The organism is Amycolatopsis taiwanensis DSM 45107 (assembly GCF_000519205.1).
In the GTDB taxonomy this organism is placed as follows: Bacteria; Actinomycetota; Actinomycetes; order Mycobacteriales; family Pseudonocardiaceae; genus Amycolatopsis_E; species Amycolatopsis_E taiwanensis.
This window is the reverse complement of record NZ_JAFB01000043.1, coordinates 19,342-39,859: the sequence shown is the minus strand read 5'-3', so window position 1 is coordinate 39,859 and position 20,518 is coordinate 19,342. Positions and strand designations below refer to the sequence as shown.

Below are 20,518 nucleotides of genomic sequence, written 5' to 3'. Positions count from 1 at the left end.
AAGTTAACCGTAGGCACACACAGGAGGGCCGCATGAGCCACCATTGCGCAGCCCTGCTCGTGCGGCCCGACCGGGCTGGGCCCCCGCTGTGGCACGCTTTTCCGCCACAGCAGGGGAGGGTGTCTCGCAAGAACGCGGGAAGTGAATGACCGTGGCCGCCTCGACCAGTGCTTCGCTGCTGCTGGCCGTTCCGGCCGCGGTGGTCGGCGCCGCCTGCATGGGACTGGCCAGCGCGGCGCAGGAGCGCGCCACCAAGGAGGTCGCGGTCACCCGGATCCTCGACCCGGGGCTGCTGCGTGGGCTGGTCCGCCGGCCACTGTGGCTGATCGGCATGGTCGCCACCGGCGCCGGGCTGGCGCTCCAGTTGATCGCGCTGGCCTTCGCCCCGCTACTGGTCGTGCAGCCGCTGCTGATCACCTCGCTGATCTTCGCCGGCGTGTTCTCCGCACGCCTGGAACGCCGGGCCCCCGACGCGGTGATGGTCGTCGGCTCGCTGACCTGCGTGGCCGGACTCGCGTCGTTCCTGCTGCTGGCCCGCCCCAGTGGGGACGTCGACCTGCTCGCCACCACCCCCCAGCCGTTTCCGCTGGCCATCGCGCTGATCCTGCTCACCCTGCTCGGGCTCGGCGTGTCGGTGGTCGCTCACGGGTCGGTGCGGGTGCTCGGGCTCGCCGTGGCCACCGGGGTGCTCTACGGCATGACCGCGGGGTTGATGAAGATCGTCGCCGTGCAGGCACGCGCAGACCTCACCGAGCCGTTCCGCAACTGGGCGCTCTACCTGGTGTGCCTGGTGGGGCCGCTGGGTTTCCTGCTCAGCCAGAACACCTTCCAGCAGGGGCGCTTCCTCACCCCGGCGCTGGCCGTGATCACCGCGCTGGACCCTCTGGTCGGGGTCGGCATCGGGGTCTGGTGGATGGGGGAGACGGCCAACACCTCGCCCGCGGCGCTGGCGGGGGAGGCCGTTGCCGGAGCCGTCATCATCGTCGGCATAGTGCTGCTGTCCGGCCGGGCGACCAAGCTGTCGCGGCAGTCCGGTGAACTCCTCGGGAAGGAGCCACGTGAACAAGGTGCTGGTCGTCTCGGCGGAGATGGGTGAGGGCCACAACGCGACCGGACGGGCACTTCAGGATGCGATAGGCCGGCTGTGGCCGCGGGCCACGGTGACCTGGCTGGACACGCTCGACGTGATGGGCAGGGGAGTCGGGCCGCTGTTCCGGTGGATCTACGTGTCCAATGTGCAGACCACCCCCTGGTTGTACGAGTTCTTCTACCGCTCGCTGTGGCGGTACCGGTGGTTCGCCGCGGCCTCCAAGCGGTTCGTGGCCGCCTGGTGCGGCCGGCGGCTGGCGCGGGAGGTCACCCGGCAACGGCCCGACCTCGTGATCTCGACCTACCCGCTGGGCACGGCCGGGCTGGAGTGGCTGCGCCGCCACGGGAAGCTGCCGGTGCCGATCGGCGCGTGGATCTCGGACTTCGCGCCGCACCCGTTCTGGGTGTACGGCGACATCGACCTCAACCTCGTGATGCACGAGTGCGCGATCGAACCGGCGTTGCGCTGCGTCCCCGGCGCTTCCGTCGCCGTGTCCGCGCCTCCGGTCCGGGCCGAGTTCAAGCCCGGCGACGCCGAGGCCGCCCGCGCCCGGCTGGGCCTGCCCGCCGGGGCGTTCATCGCGCTGGTGTCCTGCGGCTCGCTGGGCTTCGGTGACGTCGGGGACGCGGCGAAGGAACTGCTCGACGCCCATCCGGACGTGGTGCCGGTGGTCGTCTGCGGACGCAACGAAGCCCTGCTACGCCGGCTGCGGCCGCTGGCCGACCGTGAGCCGCGGCTGCGACTGCTGGGCTGGACCGACCAGATGGCGGAGTACACGGTCGCCGCGGATGTCGTGGTCACCAACGCCGGTGGCGCCACCGGGCTGGAGGCGCTGGCCTGCGGCCGCCCGGTACTGATGCACCGGCCGATCGCGGCACACGGCCGCGCCAACGCGACGCTGATGGCCGAAGCCGGACTGGCCATGGTGTGCGCCCACGACGGGGAACTGGCCGCGGCCGTCCGCAGCCTGATCGCCGACCCCGGCCAGGGCAAGGCCATGGCCGAGGCCGCCATCCGGCACTGCACGACCACCGGTGACCTGACCGAGGGGCTGCTCGCGCTGGCGGCCACCGCGGCGGTTCCCAGCGGGACGCGCCCGGCCGGGCTGGACACCTCGGGCTGAGTGCCGCATCCTGCTTGACATGGCTCGACCGAACGACGAGGTCGAAGCTCTGCTCCAGGAATACGCCGACCTCCTCGCCATCACCGGTGGTGACGCGTTCAAGGCGCGCGCCTACGAGAAGGCCGCCCGCGCCATCGGCGGTTACCACGAGGATGTGTCCACCCTCGGCGTGCGGGAGTTGCGGGCTGTTCCCGGGGTGGGCAAGTCGATCGCCGAGAAGGTCGACGAATACCTGCGCACCGGCAGCGTGCCGGCCTTCGAGGAGGTGCGGGCCCGCATCCCGGTCGGGGTCCGGCAGCTGATCACCATTCCCACGCTGGGGCCGAAGAAGGCGGCGGTGCTGCACGACGAGCTGGGCATCACCTCGGTCGAGGAACTGGTGGAGGCGATCAAGCAGGAGCGCCTGCGCGACCTCAAAGGGTTCGGGCCCAAGACCGAGGAGAACATCCTCCACGGCATCGAGCTGATGCAGCAGGCCGGCGGCCGCGTCCTGCTCAACGTCGCGATGGAGCTGGCCGAAGAGATCGTCGCCGAGCTGTCCGAAGTGGTGGGTTGCCAGCGTTGCGCCTACGCGGGTTCGTTGCGGCGCTACCGCGAAACGATCGGCGACATCGACATCCTGGCCGCGTCCGACGATTCCGCGCCGATCATGGCGGCGCTGAAGAACCTGGACGTGGCCGGCGAGGTGATCGCCGGCGGCGAGAAGAAGACCTCCATCCGCACCACGAAAGGACTTCAGGTCGACCTGCGCGTGGTACCTCTGCAGGCGTGGGGCGCTGCCCTGCAGTACTTCACCGGCTCACAGGCGCACAACGTGCGGACCCGCGAGATCGCCGTCCACGCCGGGCTGAAACTGTCGGAATACGGCCTGTTCGACGTGGAAACCGGCGAGCTGGTCGTCTCTGAGACCGAAGAGGAGGTCTATCGGCGCCTCGGGCTCGCCTGGGTCCCGCCCACCCTGCGCGAGGACCGCGGCGAGATCGAGGCGGCCGCACGCGGTGACCTTCCCCGGCTGGTGACCGAAGACGACCTGCGCGGTGACCTGCACACCCACACCGACCTCACCGACGGCGTGTCCACTTTGGAGGACATGCTGGCGACCGCGGCCGAGCGCGGCTACCGGTACTACGCCGTCACCGACCACGCACCGAACCTAGTCATGCAACGCATGTCGGACGAGAAGATGCTGGCGCAGCGAGCCAGGGTGCGCGAGCTCGACGGCAAGTACCGGGGGATGCGCGTGCTGCACGGCACGGAACTCAACATCGACGCTGACGGCGAAGTCGACTGGCCACCGGAGTTCCTGGCCGGCTTCGACGTGTGCGTCGCGTCGGTGCATTCGTCGTTCGGCCAGTCATCCGAAGACATGACCCGGCGGCTGGTGCGTGCCTGCGAGAACCCGCACGTCAACATCATCGGCCATCCCACCGCGCGGCTCATCGGCCGGCGCCCGCCGGTCGACGCCGACCTCGACGAGGTGTTCCGCGCCTGCGCCCGCACCGGCACCGCACTGGAGATCAACTCCTTTCCCGACCGCCTGGACCTGCGCGACGAGCACATCCTGTGGGCCAAGCGGTTCGGCGTGAAGTTCGCGATCAACAGCGACGCGCACTCCACGATGAACCTCGGTGTGATCCGCTACGGCGTCGGCACCGCCCAACGCGGCTGGCTCACCCCCGACGACGTGATCAACACCTGGCCGCTGACCAAACTGCGCGCCTTCCTGCGCAAGGGCTCTCGCCGGTCGTGACGGCGGATCGTAGCCGCTGGTCTCGCCGAGTTCACCTTGCGGCTTGTTGAGCAGGTCCCTCGATGTTCAGCGCGAGCACCGCGTTGACGCGCGAGGTGGACTCGTAGAGCACCAGTAGGGTGTCGGCATGGCGGCGCCGTTGGCCTATTCCAGGGTGCTCAGGGGCGCACGCGAATGACTGTCTTGCCCTTGCGCCGCTCGGTCGGGTTGAGCGCAGGGACGGCGTCGTCAAGGGTCGCGACGGTTCCGATGTGCGTACGAAGGCGCCCGTCCCGCACCCGCTCGACGATCTCCACCAGCTGACTCGGCACGGACTCGACGACGAAGTCGATCGCGAGGCCGTCGACCGGGCGAGCCTGGGCAGGCCCGACCACCGACACCAGCGTCCCGCCAGGCCGGATGATGCTCGCCGAGCGCCGTTGGATGTCACCGCCGATGACATCGAAGACCAGGTCGACCCCGCCGATGTCGTCGAGTTCCTCGTCGTCGAGGTCGAGGAACTCGTTCGCGCCGAAGTCGAGCGCCGCCTGGCGGTCCGCCGCCCGCCCGGTACCGATGACGTAGGCGCCGAACTCCCGGGCGAGCTGCGTCACCACAGATCCGACCGCGCCGGCGGCGCCGTGTGCGAGGACGCTCTGCCCCGCCTGAAGACGCCCGTGCCGGAACAGGCCTTGCCATGCGGTCAGGCCGGAGATCGGCAGGCTCGCACCCACCATGAAGTCGACGTTCCCCGGCAGCGGCGCAAGGTTGCGTGCCTCCACGGCCGCGTACTCGGCCAGGGTTCCATCGCGGTGCCAGTCCGTGATCCCGAACACCCGCTGTCCCAGCGAGAGTCCCGTCGTGCCGTAGCCGAGGGAGGTGACCACTCCGGCGAACTCGTGGCCGATGATCGCCTGGGTTCGATCGTGACCGGAGCGATCGACCCACGTCGAGGGCCACTCCCACTCTGCAGGGACGAAGCCCGAAGCATGGACTTCAACGACGACGTCGTTGATCGCCGGCGTCGGCTCAGGCCGCTCCGCGAGTGTGATCCCGGCTGCTTCCGCGGCCTGATCCGTCACGACGATTGCCTTCACTGGTACCTCCGTGTATCTCACGCTCGCCGGCGACCGAATCCGCGCGTTGACCTGCTTCGGCAACCATGTGCTCCCGTGGTTCGGCCTACCGCGATCGCTCCCGAGCTACAGCCGCTGAGCCAGACCACCGGCAAGGCATGAATGGCCCGTTACTGTCGAAATTCGGCATGAACGGGTCGTTCATGCGCCCTGCTCGGCCCACCAGCGCCGGCCGGTTTCGGGCAGCGTGGAGATCGGGTCGTAGTACGGGTAGCGCCGGCGCAGGGCCTCCGGGTCGTCGTGTTCGATGCCCGTGCGGTAGTTCTTCGTCCAGTAGGAGATGCCCCGCTCCCGGTCGTACTCGGCGAGCTGATGTACCCAGCGCTTCCCGACGTAGGGGACATCGCACACGATCCGCGGCGTCGCATAGCCGGGCAGGTAGCCCATGATCGCGTGCTGCAGTTCCTGCGCCTGGAACACCGCGATGCGCCAGTGCTCGGCGTTCGGGATCATGTCGCACATGTAGAAGTAGTACGGCAGGATGTTCGCTTCCCCTTGCAGCGCAAAGCAAAGATCGAGCAGCGCGGCGGGTGTCGCGTTCACCCCGCGCATCAGCACGCCCTGGTTGCGCACGTCGCGGACACCGACCTCGAGTGCGGTCCTGGCGGCCTCGGCGACCAGCGGTGTGACGGACTGCTCGTGGTTGATGTGCGTGTGGATCGCGAGGTTCACACCTCGCCGCCGCGCCGTGCCCGCGACGCGTTCCAGCCCCTCGACGACCTTCGGCTGCAGCCAGTGCTGGGGGAGACCGGCCAGTGCCTTGGTCGCCAGCCGCACGTCCCGCACGGTCTCGATGTCCAGCAACCGCATCAGGAACGACTCCAGCTGGTGCCACGGGACGTTGGCCACGTCACCACCGGAGACCACCACGTCCCGCACCGACGGCGTCTGCTGGAGGTAGCCGATGATCGCGTCCTGCCGGTCGACCGGCTTGAGCGCCAGCCGGTGCTTGGCCACCTGCTCGGTCGAGTTCCCGACCAGGTCCATCCGGGTGCAGTGGCCGCAGTACTGGGGGCAGGTCGAGAGCAGTTCGGCGAGCACCTTGGTGGGGTAGCGGTGGGTGAGTCCCTCGACCACCCACATTTCGGCCTCGTGCAGCGAATCCCGTTGCGAATGCGGGTGGCTCGGCCACTGGAGGTCCCGGTCGCTGCGCACCGGCAGCATGTAGCGGCGGATCGGGTCCGCATACAAGGACTCCGTCGAGTCGACGACCATGGTGTTGAGCATCTGCGGCGGCAGGAGCATCGACATGGTTGCCCGCTCGTGCTGGTCGGCCGCCAGGTCGTCGTAGAACCGGTCGTCGACCAGATCGCCGAGTACCGCCCGCAGCTGCCGGATGTTGCGCATGCAGTGCACCCGCTGCCACTGTGCGTCCCGCCACTGTGCGTCGGTGACCTCACGCCAGCCGGGAAACCGCCGCCAGTCCGGCTCCACCAGCGTCTTCCGGTGGTACCGGTAGGGCTGGCTGAGCGTGTCCGCGGACGAGACAGCCTCCTGGGTCACAGTCATCTGTACTCCTCCTCGTCATGCTGACCTAAAAATATCCTGTAAGTATGAGCATATACCGAAAATATTACTGTTGCGGATATGGTGCAGACTCGAACCGTGAACGAAACGACTTTGCTGGTCGGCGGGCGGGTCCACTCGCCGGCCGCGCCGGACGCCACCGCGATGGCGGTCACCGGGGACACCGTGGTGTGGGTCGGCCAGGACGGGCCGGGGCGCGCACTGCACCCCGAGGCCGAGGTGGTCGACCTCGACGGCGCGTTCGTGGCCCCCGCCTTCGTCGACGCGCACGTCCACGCCACGTCGAGCGGGCTGCACCTCACGGGTCTCGACCTGTCCGGCGTCCGTGACGGTGGCGAGCTGCTCGCCGCGCTCGCGGACGCCGCCGCGGCCACCCGCCCTGGCGAGGTGCTCGTCGCGCACGGCTGGGACGAGTCCACCTGGTCCGCCCCGCGCGTGCCCAGCCGCGCCGAACTCGACCAGGTGGTCGGCGACGTCCCGGTGTACCTCAGCCGCACCGACGTCCACTCCGCCCTGGTCTCCACCGCGCTGATCGCGCTCGCCCCGCAGGCCCGAGACGCCGACGGCTGGTCCTCCGACGGACCACTGACCCAGGAAGCGCACCACCGGGCACGTCGGGCCGCACGTGACGCCATTACCCCGCAGCAGCGCCGGCGCGCCCAGGACGCTTTCCTCCGCGAAGCCGCCGCACGTGGAATCGTCAGCGTGCACGAATGCGCGGGCCCCGACATCTCCGGTGAAGCGGACCTCGCCGACCTGCTGGCACTCGCGGCCGAACCCGGACGGCCCGAGGTCGTCGGATACTGGGGACAACTCGGCGCGACCGGCCTGGCACAGCGGCTCGGCCTACGCGGTTTGGCCGGCGACCTGTTCGTCGACGGCGCGCTCGGCTCCCACACCGCCGCGCTGGCCGAGCCCTACACCGACTGCCCCGGCACCCACGGCGCCCGCTACCTCGACGCCGACACCATCGCCGAGCACCTCGTCGCCTGTACCGAAGCGGGCCTGCAGGCAGGCTTCCACGTCATCGGCGACGCGGCCGTCGCCGAGGTGGTCCACGGTTTCCGGCTCGCCGAGAAGGTCTGCGGCCAGCGAGCCCTGGCCGCCCGCGGGCACCGCCTGGAGCATCTGGAAATGGTCGACGAAGACCAAGCCGAACTGCTGGCGGGCTGGGCGGTGACCGGTTCGATGCAACCGCTCTTCGACGCCGCCTGGGGCGGTACTGACGGCATGTACGCCACCCGCCTCGGCGCCGAACGCGCCGCGGGCCTCAACCCGTTCGCGGCCCTGGCCGCCCGGGGTGTGGTGCTGGCCTTCGGCTCGGACAGCCCGGTGACCCCGCTCGACCCCTGGGCCACCGTCCGCGCCGCGGTGCACCACCGCACGCCAGGCTCGGGCGTGTCCGCCCGCGCCGCCTTCAACGCGCACACCAGGGGAGGCCACCGCGCGGCCGGCATGAACGACGGCATTACCGGCAGCCTGGTCCCCGGCGCACCGGCCCACTACGCGATTTGGGACGCCGCCGAACTCGTGGTCGCCACCCCGGACTCCCGCGTGCAGCGCTGGTCCACCGATCCCCGGTCCCGCGTGCCGGCACTACCGCCCCTGGAGCTGGGGCGCCCACTGCCGACCTGCTTGCGCACCGTGCGCTCCGGGCGGATCATTTTCGATGCTCTGCTCGGTGGGGACACCAACCCCACGCCCGTACCGGGGGCAAGCCCCCAGACCACTCTGTCCGGTGGGGGCACGGCCCCCACACCCCCGCCGGGGGCAAGCCCCCAGACCCCCTTGACCGGCACGGCTTAGGGTTGAGTGGTGGCCGCACCAGTGACAGCGTCGGGCGCCCCGGCACGGGAGAAGCGCAACCGCGAGAGAATCCGCCCGTCCTGGCGCGGTTGGTTGCTGCGGCTGCTGCTGACCGCCGCCTCCGGGTACGTCTTCTACCTCAGCTTCGCGCCCCGCCCCCTGTGGTGGCTGGCACCGCTGGCCTTCGCCGGGTTCGGCCTGGCCCTGCGCGGGCGCCGGCTCTGGGGCGGACTCGGCTACGGCTTCGTGTTCGGCCTTGCCATGTACCTCCCGCTGCTGATCTGGCTCCAGGACTTCCTCGGGGCCGACTTCGGCCCCTGGCCGTGGCTCGCGCTGTCCGCCACGCTGGCCGCCTACCTCGGCGTCGGGGGCGCCTTGTGCACCCTGGTGGCGCGGCTGCCGGGCGCGCCGGCCTGGATGGCACTGGTGATCATCGCGACGGAAACCCCGCGAACCTGGTGGCCGCTGGGCGGCTTCCCCTGGGGCCGGGTCGCGTTCAGCCAGCCCGAAGGCGCGTTCCTGTCGCTGGCCTCCATCGGCGGCGCGCCCCTGGTCGGATTCGCCGTGGTGCTGAGCGGGTTCGGCCTGGCCGCCCTGCTCACCCGCCTCAACCGGCCGCGGCACACGCTGATCGCGCCCGCCGCTGCCACCCTGGTCCCGGTGCTCGCCGGGCTCGCCGCGTGGCCGACCATCGCCACCGCCGCGGAGGGCGGCACCCTGACCGTCGCCACCGTCCAGGGCAACGCGCCCAACGTCGGGCTCGCCCTGTTGAACGAGTCGGCGACCCTGCGCACCAACCACCTGCGGCAAAGCGAGCAGCTGGCCGCCGAGATCCGAGCCGGTGCGCAGCCGGAACCCGACCTGGTGATCTGGCCGGAGACCGCCACCGACTCCTTCGGCCGCGCCGATCCCGTGCTCAACCAGGCGGTCGCCGACCTCGGCGCGCCCACCCTGGTCGGCGCCCGGTTCCGGCCACCCGGCGGACAGGCCCAGAACGTCGAGATCGTCTGGGATCCGCAGACCGGGCCAGGCGCGCGTTACGCGAAACAGCAACTCGTACCCTTCGCCGAATTCGTCCCGGCGCGCGCGATCGCCGAGTGGGTCACGCCCTTCGTCGACGACACCAGCGACATGCTGCCCGGCTCCGCGCCCTCCGTGCTCGACGTCGCCGGAACTCGAGTCGCCACCCCGATCTGCTACGAGATCGCCTACGACTACGTCTCCCGCGACGCCGTCGACTACGGCGCCCAGCTCATCGTCCTGCCCACCAACAACGCGTGGTTCGGCAAGAGCGAAATGAGCTACCAGCAGCTGGCCATGGCCCGGCTGCGCGCCGTCGAACACAGTCGCGCGGTTGTGGTTTCCGCCACCAGCGGGGTCAGCGCGATGATCGCTCCCGACGGCACGATCACCGCCTCTACCAGCGAGTTCACCGCAGCATCCCTGGTCGGCCGCGTGCCGTTGCGGGACACGACTACGCTGTCGGATCGACTCGGTGCGTGGACGGAATACGGGCTGGTCTCAGCGGCACTCGCGGGAGTGCTGATCGGGCTCGGGTACGGCCGGCGCACCCGGCGCGCGAGCGCCGACGACACGCGAGCAACCGGGGCGGAGTAACGAAATCCGCCGAGAGAGGATACGGATGGCCCAAGCGCCACGGGCAGCACAACCGATCGACCCGGTTCTGGTGGTGGTCCCGACCTACAACGAGCGTGAGAACCTCACGCCCATCCTCCAGAGGCTGCACGAAAGCCTGCCGGACGTGCACGCGCTCGTGGTCGACGACGGCAGCCCGGACGGCACCGGCGAGCTGGCCGACAAGCTCGCCGCCGACGACGATCGGGTCCACGTGCTGCACCGCACCGAGAAGGCAGGGCTCGGCGCCGCCTACGTCGCCGGTTTCCGCTGGGGACTGGAACGTGACTACGCCACCATCGTCGAGATGGACGCCGACGGGTCGCACGCTCCCGAGGATCTCCCGCGGATGCTCGAAGCGCTCTCCGACGCCGACCTCGTACTCGGGTCGCGGTACGTGCCCGGCGGCAGCGTGGTGAACTGGCCGAAGCACCGCGAACTGCTCTCGCGCGCCGCCAACCTCTACTCCCGCCTCGCGCTCGGCATGCGGGTTCGCGAGTACACCGCGGGCTTCCGCGCCTACCGCCGCGCGGTGCTGGAGAAGCTGCCACTGGACGAGATCGCCTCCCGCGGCTACTGCTTCCAGATCGACCTGGCGTGGCGCACCGTGAAGGCCGGCTTCGAACTGGTCGAGGTTCCGATCACGTTCACCGAACGGGAGATCGGGCAGTCGAAGATGAGCAGCTCGATCATCCGCGAAGCCATGGTGCGCGTGGGGATCTGGGGCGCCCAGCACCGCTGGCACCAGCTGCGACGCTTGCTTCGGCGCTGAGGACCGGAGCGGACAGCAAAAATCCCCCGCGAACGGCGGGGGATTTTTGCTGTGAATGGGCGCTGTGCCAGCTACGCCGAGCGGGACGTCCGACGGCCCTTCAGCTCGGCCAGACGCTCGTTCAGCAGATCCTCCAGTTCCGGGATGGAACGCCGCTCGAGCAGCATGTCCCAGTGGGTACGCGGAGGCTTGACCTTCTTCTGCTCGGGCTGCCCGCCATCGACGATCTCGGACTCGCTGCCGTGCAGCCGGCACTCCCACACCGAGGGGATCTCGGCGTCATCGGAGAACGGCACCTCGAACTCGTGGTTCTTCGGGCAGGCGTAGCGCACGGTTCGGCGTGGCGCCAGATCGTGGTTGCGGTCGGTCTCGTAGCTGACCGCTCCCAGCCGGCTTCCACGGAGAACACGGTCGGCCATGATGACGTCCTTTCAGTGGGCTCTCGGGTTCGAGCCAGGGTGGTGCTCACCCTATGCAACGACGGCCGGTGCCCGGAGAATTCCCGCGATACCGAGTCGTTGCTCACGATGAGCTGGCTCACCCCGTGGCAACAGCTTCCACCAGAGGGACGCGATTCGAACCTCTCTGTGACGCGTTTTCGCTTGTCTTCTCGGTGAATCCCCCAGTCGGGCTACCCTCCGAGCCGGTTCAGAGCAATGCGAACAACGTTCAAGTCAGTCGTAACTGACCGTGGCCGCCGGCGGAGGGACCAAGATCACCAAGCCGGAAATGGCGACGGCAGAGTACTTGATAACGCAAAGTAGCCGATTCGGGACGCGCAGGTGATGGTATTTCGTCTTCCACCTCCGTGGGCCCGGTGTCGGCGACCACGACGGTGTCGCCTTCGCGCAGCACCTCACCGTCACGTACTCGCGCGTTGAACCGGCCAGGGACACCACACCAGCACAACACCTCGACCTGCACCGGCTGCAACTCGTCGGCGAGCTCGAACAGCCGTTTCGCCCCGGGGAACATGTGGCTCTGGAAGTCGGTGGCGATGCCGAAACAGTAGACGTCGAGTCCGACCTCGTCGGCCAGTTCCGCCAACTGCTCCACCTGGGCGGGGGAGAGGAACTGCGCCTCGTCCACGATCAAATAGTCCAGCGGCTGCCCGGCCACCCACCGACGGCGGATCAGCGCGCGCAGGTCGGTGTCCTCGCCGACCTCGACGGCCTCCCGGGTGATGCCGATCCGGCTGGTGATCCGCGGCGCGCCCGACCGGTCGTGCCGCACCAGCAGCAGGCCACGCCGGCCCTGCCGGGCATGGTTGTGGTTGATCTGCAGCGCCAGCGTGGACTTCCCGCAGTCCATCGGGCCGTAGCAGAACCTGAGCAGGCCACGGACGGGGGTGCGCCGCGCGGCACGAACGGCGGCCAGCGCGTCGGTCGGATCGTCGTCAAGCAAGGTCACGACGGCAAAAACTACCGCCGCGCCTCAACCCGTCCGTGCTCAGCCCGGCGGCCAGGCGCCGCGTTCGATCAGAAGGGCGCGCAACAGGTCCGGGCGGTCGGTGACGATGCCGTGCACCCCGAGATCCAGCAAGGCACGCATGTGGTTCTGGTCGTTGATCGTCCAGGCGTGCACCTCGATCCCGGCCCGCGTGGCGGCCTGCAGAAACGCGCGGTCGACCACCCGCAGCACACCCTGCCGCACCGGCACCTGGGCCATCGCGCCCCGGCCCGAGAAACCGAGTCGGAGCCACGGCCAGCAGCCGTTGGCCCACAGCGTGGCCACCGACCGCGGCCCCATCGCGGTGATCAGCTTCGGCCCGGCCAGCCTGCGCAACCGGGCCAGCCGTGCGTCGGAGAACGCCGCCGCCGCGACCCGCTCGTAGGCCCCGAACCGTTCGATCACCCGCACGAACGGCTCAACCGCGTCGCTGCTCTTGATGTCGACGTTGAACTTGACGTCCGGGAGCTCTTCGAGCACGTCCTCCAGCCGCGAGACCGGCTCCCGCCCGCCGATCTTGGCGCGTCGGACCGCCGACCAGGGCTGCCTGGCGATCGGCCCGCGTCCATCGGTCGTGCGGTCGAGGCGCATGTCGTGGTGCACCACCACGACGCCGTCAACGGTGGCATGCACGTCGGTCTCGATGTAGGAGTAACCCTCGGCCGCCGCGCGGCGGAACGACGAGAGCGAGTTCTCCATGTCGTGGAGGTCGTCCAGATGCCACCCACGGTGCGCGAATGCCCGAGGGTGCGTGCCGGTCAGGTAGGGGTGGATGATCTGCACCCGTTCAGTGTGCGTCATCGGCGTGGACATGGCATGAACATGGGCCGACTCCTCGGGTGGTTCACCCGACCCGCCGAACGATCATGGAGGTGGGGGAGGGCGGTTAGGATCATGCCGTGACCGACGGCGCATCGCCCACCACGACACCCTCCGACGTCTCCGGCAGCACCGGCCGCGACGGCAGGCACTGCGGCTGGTGCGGACGCCGGCTGGAGCAGGGAACGACGGTCGGGCGGCGGCGCCGGTACTGCGGCCAGTCTTGCCGCCAGCGGGCCTACGAAAGGCGAAGCGCCGTGCAGCGCACCGGCCTGCCCGAGGATGCCGTCGTCCTGTCCGACGGCGAAATCACCGCGCTGCTCGACCGGCTGTTCCAGGTGCGATGCGCGGCCGAAGACGTCGTAACCGCCGCCGAGGACGGCGCCGGGGCCGAGGTGCTGCGGCGCATGGCCCACGAACTGGCTCACACCGCCCGTGAACTCGAACGCATCCGCTGAACGATCGCCGTATTAATCGGCATCGGCGAGGCAGAGCAGGGTGATCTGTGCGTTCCGCTTGTCGACAATGACGAAGGTGTTGTTTGCGGGAATATTTTCGTCGAAGAAGCCGGCCCAGGCTTGGTCGGTGTGATAAACCAGAAATTCGTCATAGCGGTCCTCGATAATGGCGTGGGTGAAATCGCCCGCCATGCGCTTGGCCTCGACAGGCGTGCCCTGGAACTTCTCGTAGCAGCCCCCGGCATGCAAGAACCCTGCCAAGATCCCGTCCAGGGAAAAGGAATTGCCGGGTGGCCATTTCAATTCCAACGACTTGTCGCCCAGCCGGCGCGGCGCGCCCAGTTCCGGCAGCGCGGTCCGGACCGCCTCGGAGGTCAGGAAAGGCCCGAAGAACCCGTACTCTTGCAGGCGATTACGGCTGGCGAACCACTGGGCCACCGCATCGTCCTCGAACACCCGGAACGACGCGAGGAGCGCGCCTCCGCCCGCGAACAGCCGTCGCAGTTCGGCCAGCATCGCATCGATTGCGGGATGTTCGAGCGAAACCTGCTCGAATCTCAGGCGTTCCCGTGAACGCGTAATCGCGCGCTTGTCGGGAAGGGGTGTTTTCCAGTCGATTTCGAGCCAGCGATCGGTCACCATCCGGACCCTATCCGCCGGACACCGCGGGCCTGCGAGCGAGTCGGGCGCGGTCGACGATGTCGAGGCCGTCCAACAGCCGTCCAGACGAGTGACCTCCGTGTTCCGACCAGTCCTGATCGAACGCCGATAATGAACATTATGTTAAGTGAAGCCTCTGTGTTGCATCTGATGAATCAGCAGTCCTCCTCCGCGATCGGCCTTCCGTCAGGGCGAAGGACGTGGAGCGGATGGCGAACTTGCGGTGGTTGGCGGGCTATCGCCCTTCCCGGTGTTTGCACGCGGGCCGGGCTACCGACTTGCTGCGGCGTTTCAGCAGCCGTTATCGTTGCTGGACGGAGCTCGGCGTGTCGGCGATCCGATCGCGGTGTTGCCGACGCTGTTCCATCTGTTGTGGAAGCAGGTCTCGAAGACCGATCTGGACTCCGCTCCCCTGTTGGCGTGTTGAACTGTGACGCGGCAACATCCACACATGCCGAACAGCGTGCGTCGTGCGTCGTGGGCCTGTGGTCGTGCGCCCGATTCCCCTGCCGGAAGTGTGTGGGCCGTGGAGGTCGGGTCAGCGGTCCTCGTGGTGGTCGGCGGTCAGGCGGTCGAGCCATTCGCCGAGCAGGTGTCGCTCCGCGCTGGTGAGCGTTGTCTGTTCGGGTAGCAGGGCACGCAGCGCCCGGGCGGCGCCGGCGGGGCCCACATCGCGCACGGCGGGTTCGTCGAGGGCGACGGCGGCGATCATCGCTTCGCGCAGGACGGCGAGGAGGGCGGGGTCGCGTCGATTGTCAGGGAGCGACAGCCAGGTGAGCACGGCTCCGCGGGCGGTCGCGTGGATGACCGAGGCCGCGAGTTCCTCGTCGACGCGCAGTCGACCGCTGGCGGCGAGGCGGTGGATGCGTCCGAGCAGGATCTCCATGCCGGCCTGGAAGGCGGCTGAGTCCGTCCCGCGCCTGGGTTCGCCGTACATCAGCGTGTACAGCTCGGGATTGGCGAGCCCGAACTCGACGGCGAGGTCCCAGCCCGCGCGCAGATCCTCTACGGGATCCTGCGGTCGGGTGTCGGCGTGTTTAGCCGCGAGGAAGGTGGCGTAGCCGTGCTCGGCCACCGCGTCGAGCAGCCCGTCCTTGTCGCCGAACAGGCGATAGATCGCCGGGGCCTGTACCCCGGCGGCGGCCGCGACCGCCCGGGTGGTGACCGCCTCACGTCCCTCGTGCGCGAGCAGGTCGGCCGCAGCCTCGACGATCCGCTGCCGGGAGACCTCACGCGCCTCGACCTCTGCGTCCTCCGTGCCACCAGCCACGTATCAAGGATAACGAAAAGCTGATTCCAGTGATGTTTCCAGTGATACGCTGTGTCGAGTATCGCTGGAAACATCAGGTGAAGGAGCTGCCGTCGTGTCCGAAAAACTGCGCATCATCGCCCTTGAGGAACACGTGGTCCTGCCCGTCCTGCTCGACGCGTGGGCGAAGGCGGGGGTCCGGCCGCACGGCTACGACGACGACCACCCGGTCACGCGCCGGCTGCGCGATGTCGGCGATCGACGCCTCGCCGACATGGACGACCAGGGCATCGACGTCGCGGTGCTGTCGCTGGCCACCCCTGGTGTGCAGAACCTTCCGGCGGCCGACGCCGTGCACGTCGCGCGCGAGGCCAACGACGCGCTCGCCGAGATCGTCGCCGCCAACCCCTCGCGGTTCCAGGCATTCGCCGCCATCCCGACGTCTTCGCCCGAAGTCGCCGCCGAGGAACTGGAGCGCGCGGTCACCCGGCTCGGCTTCCGCGGCGCGATGCTGTACGGCCGCACCGGTGACAAACTGGCCGACGCGCCGGAGTTCGACGACCTCTACAGAACCGCCGAACGACTTCGCGTCCCGCTGCACTTCCACCCCCAGGCCCCAGTGCGAGCGGTCCAGGAGGCGTACTACTCGGGACTGCCCAACGGCGTGGGGGCAGCGCTGGCGACCGCCGGGCTTGGCTGGTACTACGACCTGGGCGTGCAATACCTGCGGATGATCTTCTCCGGGGTGTTCGACCGCCACCCCGAACTGCAGGTGATCGCCGGGCACTGGGGCGAGGTCGTCCTGTTCTACCTCGACCACGTCGGCTTCCTGCGGGACATGGCCGGGTTGCGGCAGCCGTTGGCCGACTACTTCCGCCAGAACTTCTGGGTGGCCGGTAGCGGCACGGTCAGCGAGCGCTACCTGCGCTGGACGGCCGAGGTCGTCGGGACCGGCCGCATGCTCTACTCGACCGACTACCCGTACACCTTCGGCACCCGCCCGGGCGGCTTCCCCTACCTGGACACCAGCGGCGGTGTCGCCAGGTCCTTCCTCAAGAACGCACCTTTCACCGAGGAAGAGAAGGCCGCTATTGGGTCCGGCAACTGGGAACGGCTGACCGGCCACCTCGCAGCCGGCCAAACAGGTCCTTCACAGTGGAGGGTGTAGCCGCTGGTCCGGCTTGCGCAGCGCTCCACATCGAGTTGGTCGGCTTCGATCGGGAGATGTGGACTGCCGCATGATCTCCGTCGGCGCCGTCGCCGGCATGCCGTCAGCAGACTTCGGGATGCACCTCTTGCGGTCCTTCCAGCAGGTGCCTACCGCCCCAACACCGGTTCCAGCGCCCGACTCAAGCGCTCCAGCCACTCCTCGGCCGTGCCACGTACCTGCGGGTGGTTCGCGCGGAAGTTCTCCCAGTCCACGGACCACAGTGCTACCGCGTCCAAGCGCAGGGCGTCTGCGGCCGCCGTGTTGCCGGGCTCGTGGCGGAACACCTTGCGCAGCAGCCGTGGCGACAGCTTCGTGGCTTTGGCCTCCGCGAGGAGTACGGCGTCGTAGAGGTCCTTGGCCTGCGCCCGGCCCTCCGTGGCGCAATCGGCGTGCAGCCACAGCAGCTTCCAGGCGAGCGACAGTTCACGGCCTGCGGTGCGCACGACGCTCTGCCCGGCGCCGTCGCCATGGGGTATCGCCGTCCACACAGGAGGTTCGGGGAGCCACTCGTCGCGGGCGAAGTCCAGTTGCACCTCGCCAGGCGGGAGGCCTTCCGCCTCCCAGGGGATGATCAGACGTATGCCCGGGGTGTCGTACTCCAAGTAGGTCCAGGTGCCGTCGTTCCGGGCGGCGTCCGCGTCGAGCACCAGGCCCGGCGCGGCCATCGGCCGTTTACGCACCAGGTCGAGCAAAGTTTCATGTGGTGGGTAGTACTCCGGCTCCGCTTCGACGATCCAGTGCAGCCCCTCGGGCGGGACCAGTGGCCGAAGGCCCCTGGTGTCGAGCTCCTCGAACTTCCAGATCTCGTACCGGTCGGCACCGTCGGCCGCCTCCGGCCACTGCTGTACGGCTTCCACTTCCTCAACGTACGGATACGGGTGCTCGGGATCGACCGGGATCAGCAGGGGCCGGGAAACGATCCAGTCGAGGTCCGCCGGCTCCCGCGCGTCGGCCCCCACCCACGCCGGCATGACCATGCTTCCCCGCAGGATCAGGATGTCACCCAACGGGGACCCGGCGACGAGGCCGAGTAGGTGATCGAGCACAGCCCGGTGCGCGATGCGCCACCGTTCACCGTCCACGGAGCCGGTCATCGACCGTCCGCCTTCTCGTCGATCCAGCCGCTGTCCAGGGCTGGGCGGTCGTCGTGCACGACGAACTCTTCCTCGACCTCGACGGCCTTGAATCCCGCCGTCTCAAGGACATCGAGGAGGGCGTCGAGACGGCGGCGGGCCTCGGGGCGGCTGACACCACGGCAGCGTTGGGTGACGAAGCGTTCATGACCACGCCCGCCCAGATCGCGGCGGGCGTTGCGCGACACATGGGCAGTGTGCCGCTCGGCGAGTGCGCGCACCGCCGCCATCTCGGTCTCGTCGGTGAGAGCGAGCTTGACGTGGTGCTCGAAGTAGCAGCCGGGAGGGAGCCCCTGGGCCTCGGCGGCCGTCTGCGGCACGTCTTCGTTCCATGGTGCTGCCTCGATCTTCACACGGGCGACGCTGAACCCTTCGGCACACAGCCGCTCGATCCATATCTGCGCGGCCTTTCGCTGTGCTTGCAGGCCACCGTGGCCGCGCACTGTCAACATCGGCTGGTCGGGGGTCGCGCCGCGGTCGAGCACGATTCGTGTGTATTTCACACGGTGGCGCTCCGCCCAGCGGCGTAGGCGGCCCTCGTCACCAGCCATGGAGGTGCACACCACCGTCAGATGGGTTTCGAACTCGCCCGCGAAATCCTTCACTACCGCCCCGCACTTGTCCGTCTGTCCGCCAGTGGCCAACTGTACTGACCACCACTGACAGCGACGGTGAGGCGACGGCAGCCTTGCTTGGTGCCTGCACTTGCTCTTGGCCTAAAACGTCGAACAGCGTCTCGAAATGGTTCGAGCAACCAGTTCCCCGGCCTGCGAGCGCGGCCATCCACAGTGGACGCCCAAGGGATTAGCGCGAGATCAGATACGCGGACTTACCGGTAAACTTCCTGCGTCGCGACCCGCACGCTCACGGTGCCGTTTCCTGTTCCCCGTTCCAGTACTCGTGCACCCGGTCCGGCGCGAACGCACCCCGATCGGTCACTACGGTCGTCACGAACCGCGGCTCGGTGACGTCGAAGGCTGGGTACAGACCCCGAACCCGTTCGCTGGCGCTGCGCCGTCCCAAGGTATACAGCACCTCGTCGCCGTCGCGGAACTCGATCGGCACGTCCGCGCCGGTGGTCGAATCCGGATCCGGAGCGTGGCACAACGCGTAAAACGGCACCCCAAAGGTGTGCGCGGCCACGGCCAGCTGCAACGTCCCCACCTTGTTGATGACGTGCCCGTCCATAGTGATCCGGTCACTGGCGGTCACCAACGCGTCGATCTCGCCGGCCCGCATCAGCGACGCCGGCATGCCGTCGGTGATCACCGTGGTGTCCACGCCCATCTCGGCCAGTGTCTCCGCGGTCAACCGCGCGCCCTGCAGGTACGGGCGGGTTTCGGTGCACACGAACGACAGCTGTTTGCCCGACTCCAGCGCTGCTTCGACCAGTCCGATCAAGTACAGATCACCCCAGCAGTGCGTGAGGACCCGTCCCCGCTCTGGCAGCAGCTCCGCCCCGGCGCGCCCCATCTCGCGGCTGCGCCGCCGGTAGTCGGCGTCGCCGGCCCGCGCGCCGGCGAGCGCCGCCGCGACCACGTCATCGCCACCGGCATCCACCGAGGCCATGACCCACTCCACGGCCTTGCGCGGCTGGTCGTTGGTCGGCCTGGTGGCGATCAGCCGGTCGGCGGCGGCCCGCAGTCGACCGCGCGCGGCCTCCGGGTTCTCCCCGGTGGCCTCCCGCGCGGCCAGCACCATGCCCCACAGCACCGCGAAGTACGGGCCGGAGGACTGGGTCACCATGTCCTCGATCGCCGCGGCGACCTCCTCGACCGTGCGGGCGTGCACCCACCGATGCTCGAACGGGAACACCCGGCGGTCCAGCAGGTGCACCCCGTCCTCGGCCAGCCGCACACTGTCGGCCAGCGTCGGCAACTCCGGATGTGCGGCAGGTCGCGGCATCGAATTCCTCCGCGGCGGTGAACGGAATCTCACCGCCAGCGTATCGATTACAACTCGCATACTTGCAACGACATCTATATCGCGGGACCAGCGGAAGCCCGCAGCGCGGCCCCTCAGCCGAGGCGGCGACCGACTTGCCGGACCGATTCGTAACTGTGAGCGTTCCGCTACCGTCGCTCTCATGCAGGAGAAACCCGGGACGTTCGACACCGCCGTAGCCGCATGGCAACGGTGGCAGGAAGCTCCTTGGGGCCGGCTGCGCTATACCCAAGCCGAGGCCAACCTGGCCTGCCACCTGGACAGTCTCGGCTCTCCCCCGCTGCGAGTGCTCGACCTGGGTGGCGGAGACGGCGGCGACGCGATCCGGCTGGCCATGAAAGGCTGTCACGTCACCATCGCCGACTACGCTCCGGCGATGCTGGCCGCAGCCGAACAACGGGCCGCCGAAGCAGGAGTCGCAGACCGGGTTACCTGCAACGACCCAATCGCCGCCCGCGCAGCGCTGGACACCGACCAGGCGCGTACCCACACCTTCGGAACGGCGATGATCCTGCGCACCGCTGATGAGGTCGGCTACGTCCTCGATGAGCTGGGCTGCCCGGTGACCGGCCATTACGGCATCAGCAGCGTCTGCCACTACATGACCGACGACGAACGGAAGCAGGACCCGGTCTTCTACGCGGAGTTGGAGAGGCTGGAACTGGCAGTCGCCGACCGGTTGCCCTACCTGCACACTGCCCGGTTCTTCCACTTGATCGGCCAGACGCAGTTCGGCTGACGAGGCCCCCGAACCCACCGATTCGAGGGCTCGGCGGAC

General features: G+C 69.0%; 19 protein-coding genes. 9 read left to right on the top strand and 10 right to left on the bottom strand.

Annotation, left to right across the window (positions count from 1 at the left end):
* Positions 1-145: 145 nt before the first annotated feature.
* Genes A3CU_RS47300 through polX form a run of 3 tightly spaced genes read left to right on the top strand, consistent with a single transcriptional unit; the run spans position 146 to position 3,963 of the window.
* Positions 146-1,096 (top strand): DMT family transporter, encoded by a 951-nt coding sequence (locus tag A3CU_RS47300; protein WP_043843005.1) that lies wholly within the window; start codon positions 146-148, stop codon positions 1,094-1,096.
* The gene (locus A3CU_RS47295) at positions 1,059-2,213 is read left to right on the top strand and encodes an MGDG synthase family glycosyltransferase (RefSeq protein ID WP_052372394.1); all 1,155 of its coding nucleotides are present in this window, start codon (positions 1,059-1,061) and stop codon (positions 2,211-2,213) included. The genes A3CU_RS47300 and A3CU_RS47295 overlap by 38 nt, the downstream gene beginning before the upstream one ends.
* Before the next feature lie 19 nt (positions 2,214-2,232).
* Positions 2,233-3,963: a DNA polymerase/3'-5' exonuclease PolX gene (gene polX / locus A3CU_RS0129595; protein WP_027945324.1), complete on the top strand. Its 1,731-nt coding sequence runs from the start codon at positions 2,233-2,235 to the stop codon at positions 3,961-3,963.
* Between the two features lie 158 nt (positions 3,964-4,121).
* On the opposite strand, the gene A3CU_RS0129590 is transcribed toward polX, so the two are convergent.
* Together A3CU_RS0129590 and A3CU_RS0129580 are read right to left on the bottom strand one after the other, a co-directional pair.
* Positions 4,122-5,039 carry an NADP-dependent oxidoreductase gene (locus A3CU_RS0129590; protein WP_027945323.1) on the bottom strand — a complete coding sequence of 306 codons (918 nt, stop codon included), beginning with the start codon at positions 5,037-5,039 and terminating at the stop codon, positions 4,122-4,124.
* 180 nt (positions 5,040-5,219) lie between these two features.
* Complete coding sequence (locus tag A3CU_RS0129580; protein ID WP_027945322.1) at positions 5,220-6,587, bottom strand: KamA family radical SAM protein; 1,368 nt, start codon at positions 6,585-6,587, stop codon at positions 5,220-5,222.
* 78 nt (positions 6,588-6,665) lie between these two features.
* On the opposite strand from A3CU_RS0129580, the gene A3CU_RS47290 reads away from it, so the two are divergent.
* From A3CU_RS47290 to A3CU_RS0129565, 3 genes are read left to right on the top strand one after another with little or no spacing between them, the layout of a single operon-like run.
* Positions 6,666-8,411, top strand: coding sequence for an amidohydrolase (locus A3CU_RS47290; protein ID WP_084143936.1), 1,746 nt, complete (start codon positions 6,666-6,668; stop codon positions 8,409-8,411).
* A 9-nt stretch (positions 8,412-8,420) separates the two neighbouring features.
* Positions 8,421-10,028 (top strand): apolipoprotein N-acyltransferase, encoded by a 1,608-nt coding sequence (lnt, locus tag A3CU_RS0129570; RefSeq protein WP_027945321.1) that lies wholly within the window; start codon positions 8,421-8,423, stop codon positions 10,026-10,028.
* A 25-nt stretch (positions 10,029-10,053) separates the two neighbouring features.
* A complete protein-coding gene (locus tag A3CU_RS0129565) occupies positions 10,054-10,818 on the top strand; it encodes a polyprenol monophosphomannose synthase (RefSeq protein ID WP_027945320.1) in 765 nt (254 codons plus the stop codon).
* Positions 10,819-10,889: 71 nt separating this feature from the next.
* On the opposite strand, the gene A3CU_RS0129560 is transcribed toward A3CU_RS0129565, so the two are convergent.
* The 3 genes from A3CU_RS0129560 to A3CU_RS0129550 form a co-directional block, all read right to left on the bottom strand.
* Positions 10,890-11,237, bottom strand: coding sequence for an RNA polymerase-binding protein RbpA (locus tag A3CU_RS0129560; protein WP_027945319.1), 348 nt, complete (start codon positions 11,235-11,237; stop codon positions 10,890-10,892).
* 250 nt (positions 11,238-11,487) lie between these two features.
* The gene (locus A3CU_RS0129555) at positions 11,488-12,228 is read right to left on the bottom strand and encodes a thymidine kinase (protein WP_027945318.1); all 741 of its coding nucleotides are present in this window, start codon (positions 12,226-12,228) and stop codon (positions 11,488-11,490) included.
* Positions 12,229-12,267: 39 nt separating this feature from the next.
* The gene (locus A3CU_RS0129550) at positions 12,268-13,080 is read right to left on the bottom strand and encodes a glycerophosphodiester phosphodiesterase family protein (protein WP_425388286.1); all 813 of its coding nucleotides are present in this window, start codon (positions 13,078-13,080) and stop codon (positions 12,268-12,270) included.
* A 179-nt stretch (positions 13,081-13,259) separates the two neighbouring features.
* Here A3CU_RS0129550 and A3CU_RS0129545 point away from each other — a divergent pair, with 179 nt between their 5' ends.
* On the top strand, positions 13,260-13,544 hold the full coding sequence (locus A3CU_RS0129545) for a hypothetical protein (RefSeq protein ID WP_169739711.1): 285 nt from the start codon (positions 13,260-13,262) through the stop codon (positions 13,542-13,544).
* Positions 13,545-13,556: 12 nt separating this feature from the next.
* Here the strand turns inward: A3CU_RS0129545 and A3CU_RS47285 are convergent, their stop codons facing one another.
* Both A3CU_RS47285 and A3CU_RS0129530 read right to left on the bottom strand, forming a co-directional pair.
* A complete protein-coding gene (locus A3CU_RS47285) occupies positions 13,557-14,183 on the bottom strand; it encodes a hypothetical protein (protein WP_156960618.1) in 627 nt (208 codons plus the stop codon).
* Between the two features lie 559 nt (positions 14,184-14,742).
* The gene (locus A3CU_RS0129530) at positions 14,743-15,474 is read right to left on the bottom strand and encodes a TetR/AcrR family transcriptional regulator (protein ID WP_027945315.1); all 732 of its coding nucleotides are present in this window, start codon (positions 15,472-15,474) and stop codon (positions 14,743-14,745) included.
* Positions 15,475-15,568: 94 nt separating this feature from the next.
* Here A3CU_RS0129530 and A3CU_RS0129525 point away from each other — a divergent pair, with 94 nt between their 5' ends.
* Positions 15,569-16,621 (top strand): amidohydrolase family protein, encoded by a 1,053-nt coding sequence (locus A3CU_RS0129525; RefSeq protein WP_027945314.1) that lies wholly within the window; start codon positions 15,569-15,571, stop codon positions 16,619-16,621.
* Positions 16,622-16,770: 149 nt separating this feature from the next.
* On the opposite strand, the gene A3CU_RS0129520 is transcribed toward A3CU_RS0129525, so the two are convergent.
* The 3 genes from A3CU_RS0129520 to A3CU_RS0129510 all read right to left on the bottom strand — a co-directional run bounded on the left by A3CU_RS0129520 (position 16,771) and on the right by A3CU_RS0129510 (position 19,701).
* Positions 16,771-17,757 (bottom strand): nucleotidyl transferase AbiEii/AbiGii toxin family protein, encoded by a 987-nt coding sequence (locus A3CU_RS0129520; protein WP_027945313.1) that lies wholly within the window; start codon positions 17,755-17,757, stop codon positions 16,771-16,773.
* Complete coding sequence (locus tag A3CU_RS0129515; protein WP_027945312.1) at positions 17,754-18,401, bottom strand: hypothetical protein; 648 nt, start codon at positions 18,399-18,401, stop codon at positions 17,754-17,756. Before A3CU_RS0129515 ends, A3CU_RS0129520 begins: the two co-directional genes overlap by 4 nt.
* A 259-nt stretch (positions 18,402-18,660) precedes the next feature.
* Positions 18,661-19,701 (bottom strand): s-methyl-5-thioribose-1-phosphate isomerase, encoded by a 1,041-nt coding sequence (locus A3CU_RS0129510; protein ID WP_027945311.1) that lies wholly within the window; start codon positions 19,699-19,701, stop codon positions 18,661-18,663.
* Positions 19,702-19,882: 181 nt separating this feature from the next.
* On the opposite strand from A3CU_RS0129510, the gene A3CU_RS0129505 reads away from it, so the two are divergent.
* Positions 19,883-20,479, top strand: coding sequence for a methyltransferase domain-containing protein (locus A3CU_RS0129505; protein ID WP_027945310.1), 597 nt, complete (start codon positions 19,883-19,885; stop codon positions 20,477-20,479).
* Positions 20,480-20,518 lie beyond the last annotated feature (39 nt).

What these genes read in the sequence shown, in the direction of transcription:
- A3CU_RS47300 (WP_043843005.1), top strand. Translation starts at nt 146, where the DNA reads ATGACCGTGGCCGCCTCGACCAGTGCTTCGCTGCTGCTGGCCGTTCCG.
- A3CU_RS0129520 (WP_027945313.1), bottom strand. Translation starts at nt 17,757, where the DNA reads ATGACCGGCTCCGTGGACGGTGAACGGTGGCGCATCGCGCACCGGGCT.
- A3CU_RS0129580 (WP_027945322.1), bottom strand. Translation starts at nt 6,587, where the DNA reads ATGACTGTGACCCAGGAGGCTGTCTCGTCCGCGGACACGCTCAGCCAG.
- A3CU_RS0129510 (WP_027945311.1), bottom strand. Translation starts at nt 19,701, where the DNA reads ATGCCGCGACCTGCCGCACATCCGGAGTTGCCGACGCTGGCCGACAGT.
- A3CU_RS0129565 (WP_027945320.1), top strand. Translation starts at nt 10,054, where the DNA reads ATGGCCCAAGCGCCACGGGCAGCACAACCGATCGACCCGGTTCTGGTG.
- A3CU_RS0129550 (WP_425388286.1), bottom strand. Translation starts at nt 13,080, where the DNA reads ATGTCCACGCCGATGACGCACACTGAACGGGTGCAGATCATCCACCCC.
- A3CU_RS0129560 (WP_027945319.1), bottom strand. Translation starts at nt 11,237, where the DNA reads ATGGCCGACCGTGTTCTCCGTGGAAGCCGGCTGGGAGCGGTCAGCTAC.
- A3CU_RS47290 (WP_084143936.1), top strand. Translation starts at nt 6,666, where the DNA reads ATGGTGCAGACTCGAACCGTGAACGAAACGACTTTGCTGGTCGGCGGG.
- polX (WP_027945324.1), top strand. Translation starts at nt 2,233, where the DNA reads ATGGCTCGACCGAACGACGAGGTCGAAGCTCTGCTCCAGGAATACGCC.
- A3CU_RS0129505 (WP_027945310.1), top strand. Translation starts at nt 19,883, where the DNA reads ATGCAGGAGAAACCCGGGACGTTCGACACCGCCGTAGCCGCATGGCAA.